Origin of the sequence: Microtetraspora sp. NBRC 16547, from assembly GCF_030268965.1 — a bacterium.
Classification (GTDB): domain Bacteria; phylum Actinomycetota; class Actinomycetes; order Streptosporangiales; family Streptosporangiaceae; genus Microtetraspora.
Map to the genome: position 1 here is coordinate 71,006 of NZ_BSSE01000013.1, position 24,514 is coordinate 95,519.

The window sequence follows — 24,514 nt, forward strand, 5'->3', positions numbered from 1 at the left end:
CAGGTCGATGTCGTCGATGGAACGATCCGTTGGTGCGGTAGTCATCCCATAACACCTTCGTCGGGGGAATATTCATGTCTATTATCACGAGGCGTCCGTCTCCTGGCGATGAACCGAAGTCCGAAGTCCGTGACGTGATTAGTATGTCGCGGACATCTCCCCACGAACCCTGGATCCCGCCTAAATGAAGATAGATGTCATTCGTCCCCGTGACCTGGGACCGTCGGAACGAGTGGCCTGGCGGGCCATGCGGCGGGCCCACCCGCACCTGGCGAGCCCATGGCTCGCCCCGGAGTTCACGATCGAGGTCGGAGAGGTGCACGACGGCGCCCGCGTCGCCGTCATCTCCGAGGGAAACGAGGTGATCGGCTTCCTCCCCTTCGAGAGCACCGGATTCCGTACGGCACGGCCGATCGCCGCGTGGATCACGCTCGCGCAGGGTCTGGTGCACGCGCCTGGGGCCGAGGTGGACCGGCGCGACCTGCTCAAAGGATGCGGACTCGACGTTTTCGAATTCGAATACCTGGTGGCCGACCAGCCCTGGTTCGCGTCGGGGGCGACAAAACAGGCAATGGTGCTCGATCTGACGGGCGGCTATGACGCTTACCGCGCGTTCCTCAAGGAGACGTCGCCGAAATCGTTTAAGACACTTCGCTATAAAGAGCGCAAATTAGAACGTGATCTCGGTCCGATCACCTACGAGTACGACGTACGCGATTCCCGGCAGTTCGCGCTGCTGATGAAGTGGAAGTCCGACCAGTTCCAGCGGATCGGCCGTACCGACCGGACGGCGGTGCCCTGGGTGGCGGAACTCATCGACCGGCTCCACCTCCTGCGCGGCGACGACTTTCACGCTCCTCTTTCCATGCTCTACGCGGACGGGCGCCCCGTCGCCGGGCATTTCGGGCTGATCAGTGAGAACGTCATGGCGGGCTGGTTCCCCGCGTACGACCCCGAGCTGGGCGGCTACTCCCCCGGCCTGGTGCATCACCTGCACCTGGCCGAGGCGGCGGCACGGCGGGGGCTGCGGCACATCGACACCGGAACCGCCGGGGACTACAAGCAGACGATCTGCAACGGCACGTTCCCCCTGTCAGAAGGCGTCGCCCGCCGCCCCTCCCCGGCCGCCGGGCTCCACTGGCTCCGGCACACACCGGTCCGCCGCGCGCGCCGGCTCGTCCTCGACAGCCCCCGCCTGTACGGCATCGCCGACCGCGTGCTGAAGACCCGCGCCCGCCTGCGGAACGGCCGGGGTGAGAAGGGAGGCGACCGGTGAAGATCGAGGTGGTCCGCCCGGGAGAGCTGGGCCCCGCCGAGCTGGCGCGGTGGCAGGAACTGCACCGGTCCCACGCAACCCGTCCCAACCCGTTCCTGTCCCACGAGTTCGTCAGGGCGGTCGGCGAGGTACGGGACGACGTCTTCGTGGCCGTGGTCGGTGACGGCTCCGGCATCGCGGGCTTCTTCGCCTTCGAGCGGCACCCGAGAAAGGTCGGCAAGCCGGTCGCGGCGGGCCTGACCGACCTCCAGGGCATGGTCTACGCGCCGGACCTGGAGCTGGACCCCCGGTCGCTGCTGCGCGCCTGCGACCTGGCCGTCTGGGAGTTCGACCATCTCGACCCCGGCCAGCCGATGTTCTCCGCGCACCACAAGGCGCTCCACCCATCGCCGGTCATCGATCTCAGCGACGGCTACGAGGCGTACGCCAAGGATCTCGCCGAGCGGTCGAACAAGATCTACAGATCGACCCTCAAGAAGGAGCGGCGCCTGGCCCGGGAGGAGGGGGAGATCCGCTTCGAGTTCGACTCACCGGACGGGGACGCTCTGCGCACGCTGACGCGGTGGAAATCGGCCCAGTACCGCCGGACCGGGCGGCAGGACCGGTTCGCCGAGCCGTGGGTCGTCGCCCTGATCGAGCGGCTCCACGAGACGAGCACCGGCGTGTTCGCCGGAACCCTCGGCCTCCTCTACGCCGGGGACCGCCTCGTCGCCGGGAACTTCGGTGTGAGAACCGAGGAGGTGCTGATCGGCTGGTTCCCGGCCTACGACGTCGAGTTCGCCCGCTACTCCCCCGGCCTCATCCACCGGCTCCGGCTCTGCCGCGCTTCGGCCGACGCCGGGATCACGCTGATGGACCTCGGCCGCGGCGAGAAGAGCTACAAGCACAGCCTGAAGAACGGCGAGCTCCTCGTCGCCGAGGGCCGGGTCGCCCGGCCCTCACTGGCCGCCGCCGCCCATTGGGCGGCGCACGAACCGAGGCGGCGCTTCACCGGCCTCGTCCTCGGCACACCGATCCTCTACCGGACCGCCGATCGCGCCGCCAAGTGGCTGGGGGCCCGGCGGACGGCCGCATCAGGGCCGGCGGCCGAGGACTGAGCCGCCACGGGCCCGCCGCCGGCTCGGCTACAGTTCGACGCCGAGCAGCGCGTCGGCGACGTCCCGGACGAGAGCCGGAGCCTCCGTGTCCGTTCCTTCTCCAGCGGCCCACTGATCGATCACCCGAAGGGCTTCCGGCGCGTTCAGGTCGGCGGCGATCAGCTCCCTGACCCGGTCGAGCACGGCCCGTCCGTCCGGCCCCGAAGGACGCGCGACGGCCGCCCACCACCGCGCCAGCCTGGCCTCGGCCTCCGTGAGCTGGTCCGGGGTCCACTCCCAGTCGGCCCGGTAGTGCCGGTCCAGGAGCGCGAGCCGTACGGCCATGGGGTCGGCGGACCGCCGCAGCTTGGAGACGAAGACGAGGTTGCCCTTGGACTTGGACATCTTCTCGCCGTCGAGCGCGACCATCCCGGCGTGCACGTACGCGCGGGCGAACGGCCACTCGCCGGTCGCCACGTGTCCCTCGCACGCGCCCATCTCATGGTGCGGGAAGATCAGGTCGGAGCCGCCGCCGGCAACGTCGAACCCGGTGCCGAGGTTGGCCAGCGCGATCGCCGTGCACTCGACGTGCCAGCCGGGACGGCCCGGCCCGAACGGCGAGGGCCACGACGGCTCGCCGGGACGGTGGCCGCGCCACAGCAGCCAGTCGAGCGGGTGGCGCTTGCCCTCGCGGCCGGGGTCGCCGCCGCGCTCGCCGAACAGTTCGAGCATCCGCTCCTCGGGGTAGCCCGACACGGCGCCGAACTTGGGCGCGGCCGCAACCGAGAAGTAGACGTCGTCGTCGAGGCGGTAGGTGGCGCCCCGGTCGCCGAGCCGGGCGATCAGCTCCGCGACCTGGTCGATGACCTCGGTCACGCCGACGTACTCGCGGGGCGGGATGATCCGCAGCGCCTCCATGTCGGTGCGGAAGAGCTCGATCTCACGCTCGGCGAGCTCCTGCCAGTCGACCCCTGTCGCCTCGGCACGCTCCAACAGGGGATCGTCCACGTCCGTGGCGTTCTGCGTGTAGTGAACTCCGTGGCCGGCGTCCCGCCACGCCCGGTTCACCAGATCGAAGGCGAGATAGGTGTTGGCGTGTCCCAGGTGGGTCGCGTCATAGGGCGTGATGCCGCAGACGTACAGCCTGGCCTCGCTCTGCGGCCTGGTCGGGCTGACCTCGCGTGTGGCGGTGTCGTACAGACGCAGGGGAAGGCCCGAACCGGGGAGCCTGGGGATGTTCGGAGCAGACCACGATCGCATGCCCCCGAGCCTATCCGCGCCGCGGAGAGCTCGGATCACCCGGGCGGTTATCGACATATCTCCCGGCCGACTGCCGATCACCGTCCGGCGACGCCGGTCATCCCGTCTCGACCTGATGCCAGGACGTGGGGTCTCCCGGAACGGGGCAGAAGTCGTAGCGGACGCCCTCGTCGGCCAGGGCGACCAGCGTGATCGAGAGGGACGCGAAGATCTGGCCGCCGTCGAGCACCCGCCGGAACACCAGGGCCCGGGGATCATTCAGGGGCAGCCCGTCCCCCGACGCCGGCGGCAGCCATTCGCCCCAGAACCTGCGGATGGACCCGGAGCCCATTCGCGCCGGGCGCGCGGCCGCCGCGAAGCGGGGCCGGAACAAGGCGACGCGCGGGTCGTCCTCGCCTCGCTCCCAGCCGCTGTTGACGATCATGTGCACGCCCGCGGGGAGCTTGTCCTCCGTCACCTGATCGCCGTTCCAGCTCCACAGCCGGACGCCGTCGAGGCCGCCCACGACGAGATGGAAGGGGTCATAGGCGGTGAGATCGAGCCGTGGCAGTTCTCCCGCGGCGGCGGCGCGCAGCGGCAGGTCGCCCCGCGTGCGGCGGAGGTCCTCCGGCGCCGCGCTGCCCTGTCCGTTCAGCAGGGCGGCCACCCGCCGGCCCGCCGGGTCGACGGCCAGCCACGTGCCACCCGCCCGCAGATCACGCCCGCCGATCAGACCGGGATGGTCGGGCCAGTGGCGTGCGGGCGACATCCACGGCCGCGACACGAACTCGTCCCTGACGCCCGCGAGGAGCACCGGCACCCGAGCCTCGGGCGCCACGCTCACGATCACCGTACACAATGCCCGTTCCCTCCAGGATCGGTAGAGACTCATGCAGAGTGCATGGTTTTGAACGATCTGCGCAAGTCACCGTGATGTCTCAGATCGGCGGCCACGGAACCGCCGGCCAGTCCTCTGACGGGTACGGATGGACCCCGGCGTCGAGCAGCCGCCGGACCCGCTCCCACGTGGCCTCCACCTCAGCCTGGGTGAGGAGCTCGCGCAACCGGCGCCCCAGGCGGCCCCGGTCGATCTCGCGCTCAAGGTGCACCAGGACGGAGACCGCCTCGCGGGAGAGAGGATTGCCGCGCCACTGCCACAGCACGGTGCGCAGCTTGTCCTCCACCGCGAAGCAGACCCCGTGGTCGACGCCGTAGATGTGCCCGTCGATCAGCGGCAGCAGGTGCCCGCCCTTGCGGTCGGCGTTGTTGACGACGGCGTCGAAGACCGCCATCCGGCGCAGCTCGGGGGTCCGGCCGCGGATCAGGGCCAGAAGGTCGACGTCCGGATCGGTGTCGATCCAGAGCTGGACCATGCCGGGCCCGAACGGCCCGTCGCGGTAGACCGTCGGCGGGACGATCCGCCAGCCGGTGGCCGCCGCCACCTCGTAGGCCGCGACCTCGCGGGCGGCCAGCGTGCCGTCGGGGAAGTCCCACAGCGGCCGCTCGCCGCGGACCGGTTTGTACACGCAGGCGGCCACGAGCTCGCCCAGGCGCACCGAGCAGTAGAGCGTCATGTTGCTGGCCTCGACCAGACGCCCGGCCACGTCGAGGGCCCCATCGCGCAGCAGCCGGAGCGCCGTGGCGTCGTCCAGGCCGGCGCCGCCCTCCACGCTGACGGCCGGATCGCTCTCCGCTGTCATCCGGCCCCCCTGCCAAGCACGCTGCCCGGCCCGTCGCCCGACCCGCTCCCGTGCCTACCGATCCGTTCGCTCACGCCGACATGCCCCCGGGGTGGTGACCGTTGAGACGGGCGCAGATATGCCCTTCAGGCTCGAGGGGCTGCCCGCACAGCGGGCACGGCGGGCGGCCGGCGGCGACGAGGTCGAGTGCCCGGCGGCTGAAGGCGCGGGCGGCGGCGGGGCTGATCCGCACCCGCAGGACCGCCGGCTCGATCCCGGTGGCCTCGAAGTCCTCGTCCTCCTCCTCGGCTGCCGTGGCCTCCTGCGCCTCGATGATCACTTGTGAGGTCTCGGGGTCCCACGCGAGCGCCATGGTGCCGACCCGGAACTCCTCGTCGATCGGCAGGTCCAGCGGGGCGTCGTCGGCGAGTTCGGCCGGCGCGGTGGCCGGGACGGGCGCGCGGCCGCCGGTACGGCGCAGCACCTCGTCGAGCAGTTCGTCGAGCCGGTCGGCGAGCACGGCGACCTGGAACTTCTCGAGCGCGACGGTGGTGACCCTGCCCTGACCCCGGGCCTGCAGGAAGAAGGCCCGTGCTCCCGGTTGCCCAACGGCACCGGCCACGAACCTGTCAGGCGGATCGTAGTCGAAGACCGGCATAACCCGACCTTACGTGGTCCCGGGTCCGCCGCCCACGGCGGCATCGCTCCCGGTGAGGTTTTCTCCCCCGTCGTGGTTCTCCGGAACCTCGCTCGGCGGAGCCAGATCTGCCACGTCTCCGCCGACGTCGTTGAGCCTGAGCAGGAAGGGGCGCAAAGGGGTGTAGCGGATCACGGTAAGCGACGCGGGATAGGCGGTGATCCGCTGGAACTGGTCCAGGTGGAGCCCGAGCGCGTCGGCCACGATGGCCTTGATCACGTCACCGTGGGTGCAGACGGCGTAGGTCGCCTTCTCGCCCAGCCGGTCGTTCCACTCCCGCACCGCGCGCACCGCCCGGCGCTGCACCTCCGCCAGGGCCTCCCCGCCGGGGAAGACCACCGCGCTCGGGTGGGCCTGCACGACCTGCCAGAGCGGCTGGCGGACCAGGTCCTCGTAGGGCACCCCGGTCCACTCGCCGTACCCGCACTCCTCGAACCGGTCGTCGGTCGCGACCTCAAGGACGCGCTGCTGGCGGGACGCCACGGCCTGGGCGGTCTCCTGGCACCGCTCCAGCGGGCTGGACACGATCGCGTCCAGCTCCAGCGGGGCCAGCCGCGCGGCCACCGCCTCGGCCTGGGCACGACCGCGTTCGTCGAGATGGACGCCCGGCGTCCGCCCGGCCAGCGCGGAGTCCGTCATCGCGGTGAGGCCGTGCCGCAGGAGCAGGAGGGTCGTCATGAAGAGATCACGCCCAGCGAGAGGAGCGTGAGCAGGAAGGTGCCCGCGAAGACCCGGTAGATCACGAACACGATGGTCGAATGCTTGGCGACGTAACGCAACAGCCAGGCGATCGAGGCGTACCCGACGACGAACGAGACGAGGGTCGCGATCGCGGTCGGCACCGGGGCCACCCCTCCCCCGTCGCCGATGTGGCGCAGTTCGAACAGGCCGGACAGGACCACCGCGGGGACCGACAGGAGGAACGAGTAGCGCGCCGCGGCCTCGCGCGTGTAGCCGAGGAACATGGCGCCGGTCATGGTGGACCCGGACCGGGAGGCGCCGGGGATCAGGGGCAGCATCTGCCAGGCGCCGATGATCAGGCCGTCGCGCAGGCCGAGGTCGGCGACCTCCTTCTTCTTCCTGCCGATCTGGTCGGCGGTGAGCAGCAGGAGGCCGAAGAGGATGAGCATGCTCGCGTTCAGCCACAGGTTGCGCGCCGGGCCCTCGATCGCGTCCTTGAACAGCAGGCCGGCCACACCGATCGGGACCGTCCCGAGGCCGATGTACCAGCCCATCCGCGCGTCCAGGTGACCGCGCAGGTCGGGGGTCCACAGGCTGCGCAGCCAGGTCCAGAGGATCCGTACGATGTCGCGCCAGAAATAGATCAGCACCGCGAGCATGGTGCCGAGCTGGATCACGGCGGTGAAGGCGGCGCCGGGGTCGTTCCACCCCAGCAACTTCGGCACGATCAGCAGATGCGCGGAGCTGGAGATCGGCAGGAATTCGGTGAGGCCCTGCACGATCCCGAGCACGATGGCCTGGAGAGAGTCCACGATGGGCCAGCTTAAACGGTCCGACACGCTAATCTGGCCTGACAATGGATCAGCGACTTGTCGGGCGCAGCGGTCTCTCGGTGTCCCGGGTGGGGCTCGGCACGATGACCTGGGCCCGCGACACCGGGGCTGAGGAGGCGACCGCTCAGCTCACCGCGTTCGTCGACGCAGGGGGCACGCTGATCGACACGGCCGACGTCTACGGGGGCGGCGACGCCGAGCTCCTGATCGGCCGGCTGCTGCGGGACGTGGTGCGCCGCGACGACCTCGTCATCGCGACCAAGGCCGTGCTGACGGCCGACGGCGGCCGCGACGCGTCCCGGCGGCACCTCATCCGCGCCCTGGACGCCTCCCTGTCGCGGCTGGGGCTGGACGATGTGGACCTCTGGCAGCTCCACGCCTTCGACCCCGACGTTCCCCTTGAGGAGACGCTCGCCGCCGTCGATCTCGCGGTCTCCACGGGCCGTACGGCCTACGCCGGGGTGTGCGACTACGCGGGGTGGCAGCTCGCCGCGGCGGCGGTGTGGCAGCGTTCGGGCGACTCCCGGGCCCCCATCGTCTGCGCCCAGGCGGAGTACTCCCTGCTCGCCAGGGAGCCCGAGCAGGAGCTGCTCCCGGCCGCCGGGCACGTCGGCGCGGGCTTCCTCGCGTGGTCGCCGCTGGGCCGGGGCGTGCTGACGGGCAAGTACCGCACCGGCATCCCCGCGGACTCCCGCGCCGCGACGCCGCACTTCGCCGAGTTCGTCACGCCGTACCTCGACGAGCGCTGCCGCAGGATCGTGGAGTCGGTGGCGACGGCGGCCGACGGCCTCGGCGTGTCGCCGCTCGCGGTGGCCCTCTCCTGGGTCCGCGACCGGCCGGGCGTGTCGTCCGCCGTCGTCGGCGCGCGCACGCACGCGCAGCTCCTCGGTGTCCTCCAGGCCGAGAAGCTCACCCTCCCGTGGGAGATCCGCGAAGCCCTGGACGACGTCTCCGACTCCTGAGGCGGCCTGCTCCCGGCTGAGGCCGCGCGCCATGTCCCGGCCACGGGCCCGCTCAAAAACGAGAGTTCTTCTCACGTATCACGCGTCGATACCGAATCGCAACTTTCGGCGAAAAATCCGGGCGCATGGGAAAAGAGTGGGTGCCGTAGGGAGTGTCCGGCACATGCCGCTCATCACGTTCGCGAGCCCGGGTCGCCGCCCGCCAGTACGGCGTGGCGAGGCGTCGCTCCGGTCCGCGCGCGGCGGGGCGGGAGTCGCCGGACACGACCGACGCGCGGGCAACGACGATTCCGGGTTTTGGGAAGGGGAGCATATGGAGATCGGACGTCATACGTCTGCGATCTCTGCCGGCGCGCTGGCGGTGGCCCTCAGCGTGGGAGTCCCCCTGCTGGCGGCCGAGCCGGCGCAGGCGGCCGACTGCACGGGGGGCGGGCTGCTGTCCGGCGTGACCAACGGCCTGTGCTCGGTGGTCAACGGCGTGACCGGCACGCTGGACACCGCGACCGGCGGGGCCACGTCAGGGCTCAGCGGCGTGGTCGACAACACGGTCGGCGGGCTGACCGGAACGGTGAACGGCACGGTCAACGGCCTGACCGGCACGCTCGGCAAGACGGTGAGCGGCGTGACCGGAACGGTCGGCGGGCTCACCGGCCCTCTCAACGGCACGGTCAGGGGGCTGACCGGCACCCTGGGTGACACGGTCGGCGGGCTGACCAACACCCTGGGCGACACGGTCGGCGGAGTGACCAACACTCTCGGCGGCACCGTCAAAGGTGTCGGCGACACGCTCGGCGACCCGGTCAAGGGTGTCGGCGACACGCTCGGCGGCACGGTCCAGGGCGTCGGGGACACGCTCGGCGGCACCGTCAAGGGCGTCGGGGACACAGTGAACGGCGCGGTCACGGGTGTTGGCGACACGCTCGGCGGCACCGTCAAGGGCGTCGGGGACACAGTGAACAACACAGTGGACAACACCGTGAACGGCGCCGGCGGCACGGGATCGCCCGGAGGCGCCGTCGGAGGCGCCGTCGGGGGCGCCGTCGGGGGCGCGGTGAACGGCGCGGTGAACGGCGCGGTCAACCTGACGGACGGGCTGGCGCAGACCGTCGGGGGCGCGTGTCTCCCCGTGGTCGGGAGCACGCGCTGCGATCCCTCCGAGGGCAGGGCGACTAAGCCGTCCGGCGGCGAGGAGAGCCGGCCTGGCACGGTCCAGGGCGAGGCGAGGGACGGCACCCTCCCGATCGAGCCCACCCGGCCGCCGGAGAACCGGCCGAACTTCATCGACGGCAAGCCCATCCGTCCGGCGGATCTGTCCATAAACCCGGACGACATGGGCATTCCGCTGCTCTGGCCGGGGCAGTACGTCCCGGGCCTCGCCACTCACATGAAGGGTGAGGCGATCGGGGGGCACCGCCCGTACGACGGGATGGAGACGGCGCTGACCGCGGCGCTGCTGCTGTCGGCCGTGCTCGCCACCCGTGTGGTGTCGGCGCGCCGCGCCCGCGCGAACCTGCCGGAGTCGATGCCGTTCGAAGGAATACGGCTCACCGGGTCTCCCGGTCGCCACCGCATCGCCTGACGCGACGGGCCGAAGCACACGGGCCGAAGCACACGGGCCGAGGCGCGGCTCTGGGCGTGATGTGGGCACCGGCGGCCGACGGCGCCGCCGCACGATGAGTGCGGCGGCGCGGCCGGGCGCGATGGCACGGGGCGGGGCGGGTCAGGCCCCCATGGCGTGCACGCCGCCGTCGACGTGCACGATCTCCCCGGTGGTGGCGGGGAACCAGTCGGACATCAGGGCGAGGCAGGCCCGGGCCGCCGGCTCGGTGTCGGTCAGGTCCCAGCCGAGGGGCGCCTTGTCCGGCCAGCTCTCCTCGAACTCCGAGAAGCCCGGGATGCTCTTGGCGGCCATGGTGCGCAGCGGCCCGGCGGCGACCAGGTTGACCCGGATGCCGTGCTTGCCGAGATCCCGCGCGAGGTAGCGGGAGCAGGACTCCAGGCCGGCCTTGGCCACGCCCATCCAGTCGTAGACGGGCCAGGCCTTGGTGGCGTCGAAGTCGAGGCCGACGATCGCGCCGCCGTCCTTCATCAGCGGAAGGCACGCGACGGCGAGCGACTTGAAGGAGTAAGTGGAGACGTGGACGGCGGTCGCCACGTCCTCCCAGCTGGTGTTGAGGAAGTTGCCGCCCAGGCACGTCTGCGGGGCGAAGCCGATGGAGTGGACGACGCCGTCCAGCCCGCCCAGGTGCTCACCGACGCGGTCGGCGAGCGTGTCGAGGTGCTCGGTGTTCTGCACGTCCAGCTCGATCACCGGCGGCGGCTCGGGCAGCCGCTTGGCGATGCGCTCGACCAGGCTGAGGCGGCCGAAGCCGGTCAGCACGACGCTCGCGCCCTCCTCCTGCGCGAGTTTCGCCACGCTGAAGGCGATCGAGGAGTCGGTGAGGACGCCGGTGACCAGCAGCCGCTTTCCGTCCAGCAGACCCATGTGTCAGCTCCAGTTCCCGGTGGCCCGCGGCCACTCGTTCTCGTCCGTGCCGGAATGCCTTCCGGGGTGCTTCCAGGAGGTCAGTGGCCCATTCCGAGGCCGCCGTCCACGGGGATGACGGCGCCGGTGACGTAGGAGGCGTCGTCGCTCGCCAGGAACCTGACGACCTTCGCGATCTCGTCCGCGCTCGCCTGGCGGCCGAGCGGGATGCTCTTGCGGATCGCCTCCTGCTGGGCCTCGTCGAGCACGGCGGTCATGTCGGTCTCGACGAACCCGGGCGCGACGACGTTGACCGTGATGCCGCGCGAGGCCAGCTCCCTGGCCAGCGACCGGCCGAAGCCGATCAGCCCGGCCTTGGAGGCAGCGTAGTTGGTCTGGCCGGCCGACCCCAGCATGGCGACGACCGAGGAGATCAGCACGATCCGGCCGCGCTTGAGCCGCAGCATCGGCCGCACCGCCCGCTTGGCGACGCGGTACGCGCCGGTGAGGTTGGTGTCGATGACGTCGGTGAAGGCCTCTTCCTTCATCAACGGCAGCAGCGTGTCCTTGGTGATGCCGGCGTTGGCGACCACGACCTCGACCGGGCCGTGCTCGGCCTCGGCCTTCTCGAAGGCGGCGTCCACGTCCGCCGTGTTGGTCACGTCGCAGCGGACGCCGAACAGCCCCTGCGGGGGCTCTCCCGAGCGGTAGGTGACGGCGACGGCGTCGCCGGCCGCGGCGAGCTCACGGGCGATGGCGAGACCGATACCGCGGTTGCCGCCGGTGACGAGAACAGAACGAGCCATGTACGGGACGCTATCGGCTACCGCCCGGTAATCCTCTTGTCCGCTGGGCACAAGATCACAGGGTTAGGATCGTGGACATGCGCCAGATCGATCCCGATTTTCTCGCCCTGCCGCTCAGGCGGCTGGCGGACGCGGCTCTCCAGCGCGCCCATGACCTGGGCGCCGAGTACGCGGCGTTCCGCCTCGAACGGGTGCGCTCAGAGACCCTGCGCCTGTTCGACGCACGCCTCGAGGGTTCCATGGACGCCGACGACCTCGGCTTCGCCGTACGGGTGATCAAGGATGGCACGTGGGGCTTCGCGTCCGGCATCGAGCTGACGCCCGAGGCCGCGGCCCGCGCCGCCGAGGAGGCCGTGCGGGTGGCCGCCGTCAGCGCCCCGATCAACAGGGAGCCCGTCGAGCTCGCGCCCGAGCCCGTCCACGCCGACGTGACCTGGGTGTCCGCCTACGACGTGGACCCGTTCAACGTGCCGCTGCGTGACAAGGTGGAACTGCTCGGCGGCTGGTCGTCCGGCCTGCTCGGCCGGGTGGACCACGTCTCCGCCTCGCTGATGCAGGTCAAGGAGCAGAAGTTCTACGCCGACTCGGCGGGGACGGTGACCACGCAGCAGCGGGTCCGGCTGCATCCGGTGCTGACCGCGATGCGGTCCGACGGCGACCGGTTCGACGACATGCGCACGCTGGCGCCGCCCGTCGGCCGTGGCTTCGAATACCTCACCGGCACGGGCTGGGACTTCCCCGCCGAGCTGGCCGAGATCCCCGACCTGCTGACCGAGAAGCTGAAGGCCCCGTCGGTCGAGGCAGGCCGGTACGACCTGGTGATCGACCCGTCCAACCTGTGGCTGACCATCCACGAGTCGATCGGCCACGCGACCGAGCTGGACCGTGCCCTCGGCTACGAGGCGGCGTACGCCGGAACGTCGTTCGCCACCTTCGACAAGCTGGGCACTCTGGAGTACGGCTCGCCGAGCATGAACATCGTGGGCGACCGTACGGCCGAGCACGGCCTGGCGACGGTCGGCTGGGACGACGAGGGCGTCGAGGGCCAGTCGTTCGACATCGTCCGCGACGGCACCCTGGTGGGCTACCAGCTCGATCGGCGGATGGCCCTGCTGAAGGGCTTCGGGCGCTCCAACGGCTGCGCGTTCGCCGACTCCCCCGGCCACGTGCCGATGCAGCGGATGGCCAACGTGTCCCTCCAGCCGGCCGAGGGCGGCCCGTCCACCGAGGAGCTCATCTCCCGGGTGGAGCGCGGCGTCTACATCATGGGCGACAAGAGCTGGTCGATCGACATGCAGCGCTACAACTTCCAGTTCACGGGGCAGCGCTTCTACCGGATCGAGAACGGCCGCCTGGCCGGGCAGCTCCGCGACGTCGCCTACCAGGCGACCACGACCGACTTCTGGCGGTCCATGGAGGCCGTCGGCGGCCCGCAGACGTACGTCCTCGGCGGCGCGTTCAACTGCGGCAAGGGCCAGCCGGGACAGGTGGCGCCGGTCAGCCACGGGACGCCCTCGGCGTTGTTCCGCGGCGTCCGGATCCTCAACACGGTGCAGGAGGGCGGCAAGTGAGCGAGCGCATGAGCACTCCCCAGGAGACGGTCGAGCGGGCGCTCTCGCTCAGCCGGGCCGACGACTGCGTCGTGATCGTGGACGAGGGATCCTCGGCGAACCTGCGTTTCGCGGGCAACACGCTCACCACCAACGGGGTCGCGCGGTCCTCGCAGCTGACCGTGATCTCGATCGTGGGGCAGAGCTCGGGCGTGGTGTCCCGCGCCGCGGTACGGCCGGACCAGCTCGCCGACGTGGTGGCCGCGGCCGACCAGGCCGCCAGGGACGCCCAGCCGTCCGAGGACGCCCGGCCGCTCGCCGCCGGCGCCTCGACCGGTGACTGGGACCGCGGCGTCGAGCCCACCACCATCGACGTCTTCCGGGACTTCGCGCCCGCCCTGGGCGAGTCGTTCGCGGCGGCCGAGGCCTCCGGCCGGAGGCTGTACGGCTTCGCCGAGCACATCCTGACCTCCTCCTTCGTCGGGACGTCGTCCGGGCTCCGTGCCCGCCACGACCAGCCGACCGGGCGGCTGGAGCTCAACGCGAAGTCGCGGGACATGTCCCGGTCCGCGTGGACGGGCGTGGCGACCCGCGACTTCGCGGACGTGGACGTGGCCGCGCTCGACGCCACGCTCGCGCGGCGGCTTGACTGGGCCAAGCGCCGCGTCGACCTCCCGGCCGGGCGCTACGAGACGATCCTGCCGCCGACCGCGGTCTCCGACCTGATGATCTACCTCTACTGGTCGGCGGGGGCGAGGGACGCGGCCGACGGCCGTACGGTCTTCTCCAAGCCGGGCGGCGGCACGCGCATCGGGGAGCGCCTCTCGGACGTGCCTGTGCGGCTGTACAGCGACCCGGCGCACCCGGGCATCGAGTGCGCGCCGTTCGTCGTGGCGCACGCCTCCAGCCGGGAGCAGTCGGTCTTCGACAACGGCCTGGCCCTCGACGCGACCGACTGGATCTCCGGCGGGACGCTGGCCAACCTGGTGCAGACCCGGCACTCCGCCGAGCTGACCGGCCTCGCGGTCACCCCGCAGATCGACAATCTGATCATGACCAGCCCGGACGGCGGCCGCTCCCTGGAGGAGATGATCGCCGGCACCGAGCGCGGGCTGCTGCTCACCTGCCTGTGGTACATCCGCGAGGTGGATCCGCAGTCGCTGCTGCTCACCGGCCTCACCAGGGACGGCGTCTATCTCGTCGAGAACGGCGAGGTCGTCGGGGAGGTCAACAACTTCCGGTTCAACGAGTCACCGGTCGATCTGCTGGGCCGGCTCACCGAGGTCGGGCGGAGCGAGCAGACGCTGCCGCGCGAGTGGAACGACTACTTCACCCGCACCGTCATGCCCGCGATCCGGGTGCCCGACTTCAACATGTCCACGGTCAGCCAGGCGAACTGACCTCCGGGCCGCCGGTCTTGCTTGACCTCGCGGCCCGGCTCTTCGCTCCGCGCCCGCCCGGGCCGGTGCGGCCGTCTCCACGACGACCGCACCGGCCCGGGCGGGCTCATGCGTTCTCGGGTGCTTTCGCGGCTCAGGCGGGCCCAGGTACCGAGACGGGGTGGTGTCAGGCGTCCTCCAGGCGGAAGCCGACCTTGAGCCCGACCTGGATGTAGGCGACCTGCCCGTCCTCGACACGGCCGCGGACCTCGATCACCTCGAACCAGTCCAGGTGCCGCAGGGTCTCCGCGGCCCGGTGGATGCCGTTGCGGATGGCCTGGTCGACGCTCTCCCCCGAAGTGCCGACTATTTCGGTCACCCGATAGGTTCGATCCGACATGACGTCCTCCCTCTCGCTCGGACTCATGCTCGTATCGCTACGGCGCTTTCGCGCCCCCACCATGCGGGGTCTACCGTGGAGTTTGTGAAGCTTTGGGGCCGGAACCGGACGGTCCACAGTGTGACGGATGCCAGGCCCTCACTGTCGGAGGACATCCGGCGACGCGAGATCAGCTACGTGATCAAGATGTCGATCCGTCTCGTGTGCCTCGTCCTCGCCGTCGCCGTGCCCGCGCCGTGGCCGGTGCGGGCGCTGCTCGTCGCCGGCGCCGTCGTTTTGCCGTACCTTGCCGTGATCGGGGCCAATGAGCGAGGTAAAGGTCAACCCTCACCCATGGAATCCGCGGAATCTAACCAAAACGAGATACCACTGCATCGACGCGAGATCGGGTCGTGACAAAGTCTTGACGCAACCCATGGGTTGTAGGTGTACAGTTTAGCCAAGCGCTCTGGTCCCCCGTCGGAGCGCTGGTGCCGGCGTTCCGGGCCCCCGTCGGAACGCCGATGAAGCGGCGCCGGGTGGTTTGCCCCCGTAACCACCCGGCGCTGCCCTTCTTTTTTGCCGAATTTCGCTTTAATTCGAACAAATTCCCGTTCGCGGCTCGAAGACTCGCGTTTTCACGGCATATCGCGATATATCTGACTATCATTCCATCCACCGGACGACGCCCGGCGACGGCGGGCGACGCGCCTCATCGCCCACCAGTCGCCTGCGGCGAGCGCGAGCCCGGAGGCGCGTCGTCGGACGCTAAGCGTCCTTCATGGTTTCGGTCGTGGCCTGTTCCCAATTGCGGGCCATCGCCGACAGGCGCTCCACCGCGTCCTGGGGGGCCGTACCCGTTCCCTGGGCGAGCCCGACCAGGTAGGCGGTGAGCGGTGCGGCCGGACGGGTCACGCCGTGCGCCACGTCGCGGGTCAGGTCGAGCACCGCCTTGCGGTCCACCCGCTCGGGATCGACGCCCAGCTCTCGGCAGACCAGGGCGGTCCACTCCTCCAGCACGTTCATGCGGTCTCCTCGCTCGCCACTCGATTCCGGCGTGCCCGGTCGAGATCGTCCATGGTGTCGCAGTCGAACCAGGGGGCGCGTCCGTCCGCGCCGGGGGCGAGGCGGAGCGTTACGGGGCCCAGGGGGCCGAGCAGCCCGCGCAGCGAGTGGCCGGTGTAGCGGGCGAGCGCCTCCCGGAGCGGCTCCGCTCGCCACACGCCGGCCAGCCACTGCTCTCTGCTCTCGTCGTCGAGGAGCATGGCGCCGTTGGCTCCGGCCGCGCGGGCGGCGTCGAAGAGCGCCGTCACATGCTCCGCGTCCAGGAACGGCAGGTCGGCGGCGAGCAGCGCCACCTCGTCGGCGGTGACGAGGGCGAGGCCGGCTCGCAGCGCCGGGACCGGCCCGGATCCGGGCGGGTTCTCCCGGGTGTGTACGGCCCGTTCCAGCGGCCCCGGCCCGGGTCGTGGGGGGCCGACGACGACGAGGGTCCGCGCGCCGGGCACGGCGGCCGCGACCCGCTCGATCAGGGATCGCCCGCCGACCAGCGCACCCGGCTTGTCCAGACCGCCCAGGCGCTCCGCGCGCCCTCCGGCCAGGATCACCGCGTCGTACGGCACGGCACTAGCCTCCGATGGCCGACATGGGGCGGGACGGCTGGAGGAAGGACGGGTCGTCGATGCCGTGGCCGGGCTTCTTCCCGCGCACCGCCGCGACCCACCGGGCCGCGAGGTCCTCGTCGGACGCGCCGGACCGCAGGGCCGTACGGAGGTCGGACTCCTCGGTCGCGAAGAGGCAGTTGCGGATCTGGCCGTCGGCGGTGAGCCGGACGCGGTCGCACGATCCGCAGAACGGCCGGGTGACCGAGCCGATCACGCCCACCCGCGCCGGCCCGCCGTTCACGAGGAACAACTCGGCGGGCGCGCTCCCCCGATGGCGCGGGTCGTCCTCAGTGAGGTCGAAGGAGCCCTTGAGCAGGCCGAGGATCTCGTCTGCGGTGATCATGTTCTCGCGGCGCCAGCCGTGCTGGGCGTCGAGGGGCATCTGCTCGATGAAGCGCAGCTCGTAGCCGTGGTCCAGGCTGAACCGCAGCAGCGGGACGGCCTCGTGCTCGTTGATCCCGCGCATCAGCACAGCGTTGATCTTGACGGGGGTGAGCCCGGCCCGCTCGGCCGCGGCCAGCCCGTCGAGGACGTCCCGCAGCCGGTCGCGGTGCGCGAGGCGTACGAACACGTCGGGGTCCAATGTGTCGAGCGAGACGTTGACGCGGTCGAGGCCGGCCTCCGCGAGCGGGGCGGCGAGCCGGGCCAGGCCGATGCCGTTGGTGGTCAGCGACACCTGGGGACGCGGGGCGAGCCGCGCGGCCGCGGCGACGATCTCCACCAGCTCCCTCCGGAGCAGGGGCTCGCCCCCGGTGTAACGCACCTCCGTGATGCCCAGCCGTTCCACGCCGATCGCGACCAGGCGGACGATCTCCTCGGCGGTGAGCAGGTCGGGCTTGGGAAGCCAGTCGAGTCCTTCCGGCGGCATGCAGTACGCGCAGCGCAGGTTGCATCGGTCGGTCAGCGAGACGCGCAGGTCAGTCGCGACCCGGCCGAATGAGTCAACCAGCAAGGGGGACCTCCCGGACGTCAGAAGACTCAAGCCTACGACCTGTCGTCTCTCAAGCGGCAACGGCCGCCGGGCCGCGACGATTCTGAGTGGACCGGCGGCGGGGCGGTGATCAGGCGAGCGCGGGAGAGGGAACGGAGCGGCGCGGGTCGAGGAGGCCGGGATCGGTCGCCATGAACACGTCCATGGAGTCGCTGCGCCATCCGGCGGAGAGCAGGGCCCGCGTGGCGGCGTGCGGCGCGGGCAGGCAGACCCGGGCCCGGCCGCCGGGCGGGTCCAGTGAGGCCAGCACGGCGACGACCGCGTCCCTGGCCGCGTTGTCCCTGGCCGCGTGGGGGCCGGCGCCGGGTTCCACGGCCATGTGCACGATGCCGTACTCCGGCCCGGTCCCGGCCACGGCCGCCGCGGCGACCACGGCGCCGTCGCGGGCCGCGAGGACCGACCGCCCGCCGGGCCGGGCGGCCCAGGCCGCGTGATCGGCGGCCCGGTCGACGCCGGTCCAGCGCCGCTCCGACTCGGCGACCTCGTCGGGGCGGGCCTCCGAGACCGTCCAGCCGGACGGAAGATGGAGCGCTCGCACGTCCCCGCCCAGGTAGAGGAGCGGCCACCAGGCGTCCAGGCCCGACCGCGTGTACAGCGGCAGCGCGTGCGCGTGCAGGCTGCTGAAGGTCATGCGGCGGGGGGTGTCCTGCCACAGGGTCGCGAGCATGGCGTTGCCGGCGCCCCGGCCGTGGGCTCCCGGATCGACGAACAGGTCGCAGAGCATCGTCACCGCGTCCGGCCCGTCGCCGATCCGGCGGGTCGCGCCGAATCCCGTCACCTTTCCGTGCCGCTCGGCGACCACCACCCGGCCGTGGGCGAGCAGGTGACCGATGTACGCCGGGTCCGCTCCCGACCACTCCTCGTCCTGCCCGGTAGCGATGGCCACCTCCGCGATGGCGTCCAGATCGTTTGCGGTCGCATCCCTTATGTCCAGGTTCGTCACGGCCATACTGTGCCACAGTCCACGCCGGGCGTGGCCTCTTCAAACGCGCGCCCACGGCTCTCGCGGGTCCCGCAGCGTTCACCCCCCGAGCGGTTCACGCATGCGGGGCAGCGAATCGGGCATCTATCGATCACTCGGACATTTCGCCGATCGGGAGGTCCCATGACGCGAATCGCCGCCGTTCGGTGCGTCCTCCCCCCGAACCGATACGCCCAGAAGGAGATCACGAACCGGCTGGCGGAGCTGTGGCTGAGCCCGGAGACCGGCCGTGACCTCCTCGACCGGTTGCACACGAGCACCCGCGTCGAGTACCGCCACCTGGCGCTGCCGATCGAGGAGTACGGCAAGCTCGACGGCTTCGGAACGGCGAACGAGATCTACATCGACGCGGCGGTCGACCTCGGGACGGAGGCGGTCCGCGCCGCGCTGGAGGCGGCCGGGCTGGCCGCGTCCGACGTGGACCTGATCATCGTCGCCTCGACAACCGGCGTGGCCGCGCCCTCGCTGGACGCCAGGATGGCCGGCCGGCTCGGCCTGCGCCCCGACGTCAAGCGGCTCCCGATCTTCGGCCTCGGATGCGTCGCCGGGGCCGCGGGGATCGCCCGCCTGCATGACTACCTGCGCGGCGCCCCCGGCGAGGTGGCCGTGCTGCTCGCGGTCGAGCTCTGCTCCCTCACCCTGCAACGCGGCGACTCCTCGATCGCGAACCTGGTGGCGAGCGGCCTGTTCGGGGACGGCGCCGCCGCCGTGGTGGCCTGCGGCGACGAGCGGCCGGGGTCCGGCCCGGCCGTGGCCGCTACCCGCAGCCGCCTGTACCGCGACTCCGAGCGGGTGATGGGCTGGGACGTCCGCGACAGCGGCTTCCAGGTGGTGCTCGACGTGGGCATCCCCGAGCTGGTGCGCACCCACCTGGCCGACGACGTGCAGGGGTTCCTCTCCGATCAGGGGCTGACGACGGAGGACGTGACCGCCTGGGTCTGCCATCCGGGCGGCCCGAAGGTGCTGGAGGCGGTCGCCGCGGCCCTCGACCTGCCGGACGGCGCGCTGGACGCGACCTGGCGCTCCCTCGCCGGTGCGGGGAACCTGTCCTCGGCGTCCGCGCTGTTCGTGCTGCGGGACACGCTGGCGTCGCCGCACCCGCCTCCGGCCGGCACTCCGGGCGTCCTCCTCGCGATGGGCCCCGGTTTCTGCTCCGAGCTCGTCCTGCTGCGCTGGTAGCGGCGTCATGTCCTGGCATGTGACCTGGCATGTGTCCTGGTACGCCCTGCTCATCCTCGCGGTGGCGGCGGAACGCGTCGCCGAGCTCATCGTGGCCCGGCGCAACACCCGGTGGAGCCTGGCCCGCGGCGGCGTGGTCAGCGGTCGGGCGCACTACCCGTTGCTGGTGGCGCTGCACGCCGGGCTGCTCGTCTCCTGCCTCGCCGAGGTGCGCCTGACCGGGCGGCCGTTCGTCCCGGCGCTCGGCTGGCCCATGCTCGCCCTGGTCCTCGCCGCCCAGGGACTGCGCTGGTGGTGCGTCGTCTCGCTCGGTCCCCGGTGGAACACGCGGGTGATCGTGGTTCCGGGGATGCCGCCGGTGCGCCACGGGCCGTACCGTCTCTCGTGGCTGCGTCACCCCAACTACGTGGCCGTGGCGGCGGAGGGCGTGGCGCTGCCCCTGGTGCACACGGCGTGGCTGACCGCGGCCGGATTCACCGTGGTCAACGCGGCGCTGATGGCCGTCCGGATCAGGTGCGAGGAGGCCGCCCTCGCCGGAGCCGCGAGCCAGGACGCCACGCCACGGCCTCCATGCCCGCCCCCGAGCCCACCGCACCCGAGCCCGGCGCCCCCTGCCGACCCCGCATGAGCCCCGCCTCAGCCCTGCCTCCGCCCCACGGGCGCCGGAGAGACGGAACGCCCGGCTCCGCGAGGGAACCGGGCGAACCGTTCGGCGATATGCGGGGACGCGTCCCTGGGATCCGGTGCCCGCCGTGGTCGTCAGGGCTGGACCCCCGAGTCACGTCCTAGCGGTGGCCCCAGCCGCCGACGACCTTGACGTAGCGGGACGCCTCCGAGCCCTTCAGACGGCGGTCGCCGTCGAAGCGCACGCCCCAGGTGCCGGACTTCGAGGCCCGGACCCGGCTGAAGAAGCGGCCGTCGCCGTTGGTCTCGACGGTCTGGACGTACTTCCACGTCCGCGCACCCCTGGGCAGGAAGTAGACGTCGATGTCCTGGCCGCCGAGCCAGTGCCAGTTGTGCCAGTAGCTACGGCTCTCGTAGCAGTCGTCGCCCCGGCCCCAGCGGCGGTCGTAACCGTCCCAGTCGTAGTACCAGTCGCTGTAGCACTGCGCGACCTCGAGCCTGCCCCGGAGGTCGAGCTTGCGGCCCGTCCTCACCGGCTGGGGCGTGGCGTTGAAGCCGCTGATGCGGGTCGCCTTGGGGCCTCTCGGCGCCGACGGCCGGCTCCAGTCGTCGTGCTTCACGTAGAAGGTCCGGTCGGCGACCCTGACCTGGCCGTCAAGGCCGAGAGCCTCGACGTGCACCGTCCAGGCGCCCGTCTTGTTGCTCCAGTCGAAGTCCCAGGACGTGGACTTCGTGTCCCACTTGGGTTCCTGCCGGTCGGACGGGTTGTCGTCCTTCCTGGCCACCCAGTGTCCGCTGTGGCCGCCACCGTGACCGTAGCCGCCACCCTGCGGCTCCAGAACGTCGATCGTGACGTCCTTGACGTCCTTCGTCCGGACCGTGGCGGTCACGCGGACCGAGCCGTGCCGGCGGACGACGACCGTGCCAGGGGTGACGTCGACCGACAGGATCCGGGAATCCACCCGGTACGAAGGGGTGCTGGGCGTCGGCGTGTCGGATGTCCCCGGAGCGCTGGAGCCGTCCGGAACGTCCGCGAAGGCCGGCGTGGCCGCCGCGAGCGCCGTGGCGCTCATGGCGGCCACCATCATTGCGGCGGTGATGCGATTCACCATGAGGGTTGTGTCCTCTCCCCGTTGCGAACGCGCCCACGGCAGTGGGGCGCGCCTACGTCAAAGACGCGCAATGAAAGGGAAAAGTTGCCCCAAACTCACAGTCAAAACATCACAAATTCGCAACCGGCCTTCAGGAAGTTGTGATATCAGCCCGTTATGACACTGGTGTCCGATGCGTAGTGTCCCGTTCCTGTGAATTCGACCTGCCAGGTGCCCGCGGTCTTCGCCGGCGTCTGGCCCTCGAACCAGCCGTCCTTGTTCGTGACGGCGGTCCCCATGTCCTTCCAGTCGGTCGAACCCTGCTGGCGGAAACGAAGCGTGACCTCCCGGTCGGCGAAGGGCCGGTAGTCGACCCGGCCGCTCGGATCGACCTTGAGGAGGGTGCCGGTGACCCGCGCGCCGTTCGCGTCGCGGTTCACGCTGACCCCTTCCAGCCGTGTCTCCCGCCGGAGGTAGAAGGTCGTGTAACTGCTGACCGTGGCGCCGTTCGCGCCCTTGGCGGTCGCGACCACGGTCCACTGGCCGCTCGGATACCAGCGGGACAGCGCGGTCTCCGGCTGGAACCGCCACTTCTCCCAGCCGGTGAACCGCTCCGTTCCTTGCCGGCCCTGGGTGGACTGCGTCCCCGAGACGGAGACCCCGCCGCTGCTCCCGTTGATCCAGGGGGGACGCAGCGCCGAGGAGGTGGCGGACTTGGCCGGGGCGACGGCCTGAAGGGCGCCTCCCGCCTGCTCGGTGGCGGCGCCCGGCGGCGGGCCGGGATCGACCTTGACGGAGACCCCGCGGTCGCCCCTGGCTCCGCGGGCGACCACGTCGATCACCAGCTTCACTGACCCGGAGGGGCCGACGACCGGGTCGCCCGGTTGCACGGTGACGGATCGGATGGCCAGCTCGTCATCGGCCGCCGCCGGTGTCTGCGCCGCGGCCCCGAATGCGGCCAGTGGAACGGCGACCGCGACGGCCGCCCTGGCGATTAGACGTCTGCTCATGGCCGAAGACCGTAGGCAGCCCCGGGTAATGCCCCCAGGGTGGAAAACCACCCCGGATGGCAAAACGTCGGCCTGCCCGAGGTCATTCGTACATCGCGTCGATCAGTTCGGCGTATTTGGCGTGGATGACCCGCCGCTTCAGCTTGAGGCTGGGGGTGAGCTCCTCGGTCTCCGGCGTCCACTCGACCGGCAGCAGCCGCCACCGCTTCACCTGCTGCACCCGGGCGAGCTTGGCGTTGGCCGTCTCGACCGCGGCCTCGACCGCTTTCAGCACGTCCGCATGCTCGGCCAGCTCGGCGAAGTCGGTGAAGGCGATGCCCTGCGCCCGGGCCCACCCCGGGGCGACCTCGCCGTCGAGGGTCAGGATCGCCACGGCGTACGGCCGGCGGTCGCCGTAGGCGAGGGCCTGCCCGACCAGCGGATGCTCCTTGAGCGCGCTCTCGATGTTCGCCGGTGAGATGTTCTCGCCGCCCGCGGTGATGATGAGCTCCTTCTTCCGATCGACGATCCGGACGAATCCATCGTCGTCGATGGACCCGACATCGCCCGTGTGGAGCCAGCCGTCCTCGTCGAGGAGCTCGGCACCGGCGTCGGGGCGGTTGAGGTAGCCGCGCGTGTTGAGTGGGCTGCGGGTGAGGATCTCGCCGTCGGCGGCGATCCGGACCTCCACGCCCGGCTCGGCCCGGCCGACCGTGCCCAGCTTGTACGCGGCCGGGCTGTTGGCCGTGAAGGCGCCGGTCGTCTCGGTCATGCCGTACACGTCCACGACCTTCATGCCGAGGCCGGCGAAGAAGCGCTGCACCTCGATCGGCATGGGGGCGGCGGCGGTGGCGAGCCAGTCCGCGCGGTCGAAGCCGATCATCGACCGGATGACGGAGAGCAGGGCGGCGTCCGCCCGGTCGTAGGCGGCCTGGACCTCGGACGTGACGGTCCCGCCGTACTGGCAGGCCTCGATGTAGGCGAGCCCGGCGGCCATGGCCGCGCGGACGCGCTCCTGCTGCTCCTCCGGCTGGGTGGCGAGCAGCGCCTGGAGGCGGGCCATCATCTTCTCCCAGACCCGGGGCACGCCGAAGAACATCACCGGCTTGACCTGGGCGAGCGCCCCGGCCAGGTTCGCCAGGTCGGTGCAGAAGTGGACGTGGGAGACCTTGAAGAGCGGCAGGTAGAGGCTGAGCACGCGCTCGGCGATGTGAGCGTAGGTCAGGTAGGAGATCTGGGTGCCCAGGGTCGGCAGCGCCGTCATCTTGTCGGTGGCCGCGGCCTCGTAGACCACGTTGGCGTGGGTGAGGGGCACGCCCTTCGGGTTGCCGGTGGTGCCGGAGGTGTAGAGGACGGTCGCCACATCGCCGGGGGTGACGGCCCGCCAGCGCGCCTCGGCCGCGTCCGGGTCGGCGGCGAGCCGCTCGGCGCCCAGGACCAGGAAGTCCGCCCAGCTCAGGAAGCGGTCGCCGGACGGCGCCCCGTGGAGCACGATGACCTTCTCCACGAGGGGCAGCTCGGCGAGGATCGGCTCCCACCGGGCCAGCTCGGAGGGACCGCCGAGCACGACCACCCTGGCCGCGACGTCGCGCGCGATGAACGCCACCTGGTCGGGCGTGAAGGTGCTGTAGACCGAGCAGGGGACGGCGCCGGCGTGGACCGCTCCCAGGTCGGCGAGGACGTGCTCGCTGCGGTTGACCATCATCAGGGCGACCGCGTCGCCGGGGCCGACGCCCAGCGCGGCGTACCCGGCCGCGATCTCCAGGACCCGCCGCCGGGCCTCCGCGTAGGTCAGGGTGCTCCAACCGTCGTCGGCGGGATCGGAATAGGCGGGGGCGCCGGGATGACCGGCGGCCGTCCGCCTCAACTGCTCACAGATCGTCAGGCCCGCGATCTCGTGTTCGATCGCGGCGCGCTCCTCAAGGACCCGGGGCATCGCGCCTCCAGTTGCGTGGAGTCTTGGACGAGTGGCC

At 71.3% G+C, this 24,514-nt stretch carries 25 protein-coding genes; 9 read left to right on the forward strand and 16 right to left on the reverse strand.

Translation table 11 applies throughout. The features are described 5' to 3' along the window. Positions 1 to 184 precede the first annotated feature (184 nt). A complete protein-coding gene (locus QSK17_RS18895) occupies positions 185 to 1,276 on the forward strand; it encodes a GNAT family N-acetyltransferase (RefSeq protein WP_285706193.1) in 1,092 nt (363 codons plus the stop codon). Continuing rightward, positions 1,273 to 2,373, forward strand: coding sequence for a GNAT family N-acetyltransferase (locus tag QSK17_RS18900; protein ID WP_285706194.1), 1,101 nt, complete (start codon positions 1,273 to 1,275; stop codon positions 2,371 to 2,373). The genes QSK17_RS18895 and QSK17_RS18900 overlap by 4 nt, the downstream gene beginning before the upstream one ends. Positions 2,374 to 2,400: 27 nt before the next feature. On the opposite strand, the gene mshC is transcribed toward QSK17_RS18900, so the two are convergent. The 6 genes from mshC to QSK17_RS18930 all read right to left on the reverse strand — a co-directional run bounded on the left by mshC (position 2,401) and on the right by QSK17_RS18930 (position 7,460). Then, the gene (gene mshC, locus QSK17_RS18905) at positions 2,401 to 3,612 is read right to left on the reverse strand and encodes a cysteine--1-D-myo-inosityl 2-amino-2-deoxy-alpha-D-glucopyranoside ligase (RefSeq protein ID WP_285706195.1); all 1,212 of its coding nucleotides are present in this window, start codon (positions 3,610 to 3,612) and stop codon (positions 2,401 to 2,403) included. Positions 3,613 to 3,709: 97 nt separating this feature from the next. Then, positions 3,710 to 4,483: an NRDE family protein gene (locus QSK17_RS18910; protein ID WP_285706196.1), complete on the reverse strand. Its 774-nt coding sequence runs from the start codon at positions 4,481 to 4,483 to the stop codon at positions 3,710 to 3,712. Between the two features lie 46 nt (positions 4,484 to 4,529). After that, positions 4,530 to 5,291: an SCO1664 family protein gene (locus tag QSK17_RS18915; RefSeq protein WP_285706197.1), complete on the reverse strand. Its 762-nt coding sequence runs from the start codon at positions 5,289 to 5,291 to the stop codon at positions 4,530 to 4,532. A 70-nt stretch (positions 5,292 to 5,361) separates the two neighbouring features. Then, complete coding sequence (locus QSK17_RS18920; RefSeq protein ID WP_285706198.1) at positions 5,362 to 5,928, reverse strand: DUF3090 domain-containing protein; 567 nt, start codon at positions 5,926 to 5,928, stop codon at positions 5,362 to 5,364. 9 nt (positions 5,929 to 5,937) lie between these two features. Continuing rightward, the gene (locus QSK17_RS18925; protein WP_285706199.1) at positions 5,938 to 6,645 is read right to left on the reverse strand and encodes an MSMEG_4193 family putative phosphomutase; all 708 of its coding nucleotides are present in this window, start codon (positions 6,643 to 6,645) and stop codon (positions 5,938 to 5,940) included. Further along, entirely contained in the window at positions 6,642 to 7,460 is an 819-nt protein-coding gene (locus QSK17_RS18930) for an undecaprenyl-diphosphate phosphatase (protein ID WP_285706200.1), read from the reverse strand. Before QSK17_RS18930 ends, QSK17_RS18925 begins: the two co-directional genes overlap by 4 nt. 44 nt (positions 7,461 to 7,504) lie before the next feature. Between QSK17_RS18930 and QSK17_RS18935 the strand changes: the two genes are divergently transcribed. Together QSK17_RS18935 and QSK17_RS18940 are read left to right on the forward strand one after the other, a co-directional pair. Beyond that, the gene (locus tag QSK17_RS18935) at positions 7,505 to 8,443 is read left to right on the forward strand and encodes an aldo/keto reductase (protein WP_285706202.1); all 939 of its coding nucleotides are present in this window, start codon (positions 7,505 to 7,507) and stop codon (positions 8,441 to 8,443) included. 313 nt (positions 8,444 to 8,756) lie between these two features. Beyond that, positions 8,757 to 10,022: a collagen-like triple helix repeat-containing protein gene (locus tag QSK17_RS18940; protein ID WP_285706203.1), complete on the forward strand. Its 1,266-nt coding sequence runs from the start codon at positions 8,757 to 8,759 to the stop codon at positions 10,020 to 10,022. 141 nt (positions 10,023 to 10,163) lie between these two features. Here QSK17_RS18940 and fabI read toward each other — a convergent pair whose 3' ends face one another. Both fabI and QSK17_RS18950 read right to left on the reverse strand, forming a co-directional pair. Further along, on the reverse strand, positions 10,164 to 10,928 hold the full coding sequence (gene fabI / locus QSK17_RS18945; protein WP_285706204.1) for an enoyl-ACP reductase FabI: 765 nt from the start codon (positions 10,926 to 10,928) through the stop codon (positions 10,164 to 10,166). Positions 10,929 to 11,008: 80 nt separating this feature from the next. After that, positions 11,009 to 11,713, reverse strand: a complete 705-nt coding sequence (locus QSK17_RS18950; protein ID WP_067131694.1) for a beta-ketoacyl-ACP reductase — start codon at positions 11,711 to 11,713, stop codon at positions 11,009 to 11,011. A gap of 77 nt (positions 11,714 to 11,790) precedes the next feature. Here QSK17_RS18950 and QSK17_RS18955 point away from each other — a divergent pair, with 77 nt between their 5' ends. After that, positions 11,791 to 13,284: a TldD/PmbA family protein gene (locus QSK17_RS18955; RefSeq protein WP_285706205.1), complete on the forward strand. Its 1,494-nt coding sequence runs from the start codon at positions 11,791 to 11,793 to the stop codon at positions 13,282 to 13,284. Positions 13,285 to 13,292: 8 nt separating this feature from the next. Then, positions 13,293 to 14,663, forward strand: a complete 1,371-nt coding sequence (locus tag QSK17_RS18960; RefSeq protein WP_285706206.1) for a metallopeptidase TldD-related protein — start codon at positions 13,293 to 13,295, stop codon at positions 14,661 to 14,663. A gap of 166 nt (positions 14,664 to 14,829) precedes the next feature. On the opposite strand, the gene QSK17_RS18965 is transcribed toward QSK17_RS18960, so the two are convergent. Then, positions 14,830 to 15,042, reverse strand: a complete 213-nt coding sequence (locus QSK17_RS18965; RefSeq protein ID WP_285706207.1) for a dodecin — start codon at positions 15,040 to 15,042, stop codon at positions 14,830 to 14,832. A gap of 75 nt (positions 15,043 to 15,117) precedes the next feature. Between QSK17_RS18965 and QSK17_RS18970 the strand changes: the two genes are divergently transcribed. Beyond that, the gene (locus QSK17_RS18970) at positions 15,118 to 15,438 is read left to right on the forward strand and encodes a DUF3099 domain-containing protein (protein ID WP_285706208.1); all 321 of its coding nucleotides are present in this window, start codon (positions 15,118 to 15,120) and stop codon (positions 15,436 to 15,438) included. A 351-nt stretch (positions 15,439 to 15,789) separates the two neighbouring features. On the opposite strand, the gene QSK17_RS18975 is transcribed toward QSK17_RS18970, so the two are convergent. The 4 genes from QSK17_RS18975 to QSK17_RS18990 form a co-directional block, all read right to left on the reverse strand. Further along, the gene (locus tag QSK17_RS18975) at positions 15,790 to 16,047 is read right to left on the reverse strand and encodes a DUF6457 domain-containing protein (protein WP_285706209.1); all 258 of its coding nucleotides are present in this window, start codon (positions 16,045 to 16,047) and stop codon (positions 15,790 to 15,792) included. Further along, positions 16,044 to 16,643 (reverse strand): molybdenum cofactor guanylyltransferase, encoded by a 600-nt coding sequence (gene mobA, locus QSK17_RS18980; RefSeq protein WP_285706210.1) that lies wholly within the window; start codon positions 16,641 to 16,643, stop codon positions 16,044 to 16,046. Before mobA ends, QSK17_RS18975 begins: the two co-directional genes overlap by 4 nt. A gap of 4 nt (positions 16,644 to 16,647) precedes the next feature. Next, positions 16,648 to 17,637, reverse strand: coding sequence for a GTP 3',8-cyclase MoaA (gene moaA, locus QSK17_RS18985; RefSeq protein WP_285706211.1), 990 nt, complete (start codon positions 17,635 to 17,637; stop codon positions 16,648 to 16,650). Positions 17,638 to 17,746: 109 nt separating this feature from the next. After that, positions 17,747 to 18,619 carry a GNAT family N-acetyltransferase gene (locus QSK17_RS18990; RefSeq protein ID WP_285706212.1) on the reverse strand — a complete coding sequence of 291 codons (873 nt, stop codon included), beginning with the start codon at positions 18,617 to 18,619 and terminating at the stop codon, positions 17,747 to 17,749. A gap of 162 nt (positions 18,620 to 18,781) precedes the next feature. Here QSK17_RS18990 and QSK17_RS18995 point away from each other — a divergent pair, with 162 nt between their 5' ends. Beyond that, positions 18,782 to 19,837, forward strand: a complete 1,056-nt coding sequence (locus tag QSK17_RS18995) for a type III polyketide synthase (RefSeq protein ID WP_285706213.1) — start codon at positions 18,782 to 18,784, stop codon at positions 19,835 to 19,837. Positions 19,838 to 19,844: 7 nt separating this feature from the next. Further along, on the forward strand, positions 19,845 to 20,465 hold the full coding sequence (locus QSK17_RS19000) for an isoprenylcysteine carboxyl methyltransferase family protein (RefSeq protein WP_285706214.1): 621 nt from the start codon (positions 19,845 to 19,847) through the stop codon (positions 20,463 to 20,465). A gap of 157 nt (positions 20,466 to 20,622) precedes the next feature. Here QSK17_RS19000 and QSK17_RS19005 read toward each other — a convergent pair whose 3' ends face one another. From QSK17_RS19005 to QSK17_RS19015, 3 genes are all read right to left on the reverse strand, one after another. After that, positions 20,623 to 21,573 (reverse strand): hypothetical protein, encoded by a 951-nt coding sequence (locus tag QSK17_RS19005; RefSeq protein ID WP_285706215.1) that lies wholly within the window; start codon positions 21,571 to 21,573, stop codon positions 20,623 to 20,625. Positions 21,574 to 21,719: 146 nt separating this feature from the next. Further along, positions 21,720 to 22,562 carry a hypothetical protein gene (locus tag QSK17_RS19010; RefSeq protein ID WP_285706216.1) on the reverse strand — a complete coding sequence of 281 codons (843 nt, stop codon included), beginning with the start codon at positions 22,560 to 22,562 and terminating at the stop codon, positions 21,720 to 21,722. An 82-nt stretch (positions 22,563 to 22,644) separates the two neighbouring features. After that, entirely contained in the window at positions 22,645 to 24,477 is a 1,833-nt protein-coding gene (locus QSK17_RS19015) for an AMP-dependent synthetase/ligase (RefSeq protein ID WP_285706217.1), read from the reverse strand. Positions 24,478 to 24,514: the final 37 nt, after the last annotated feature.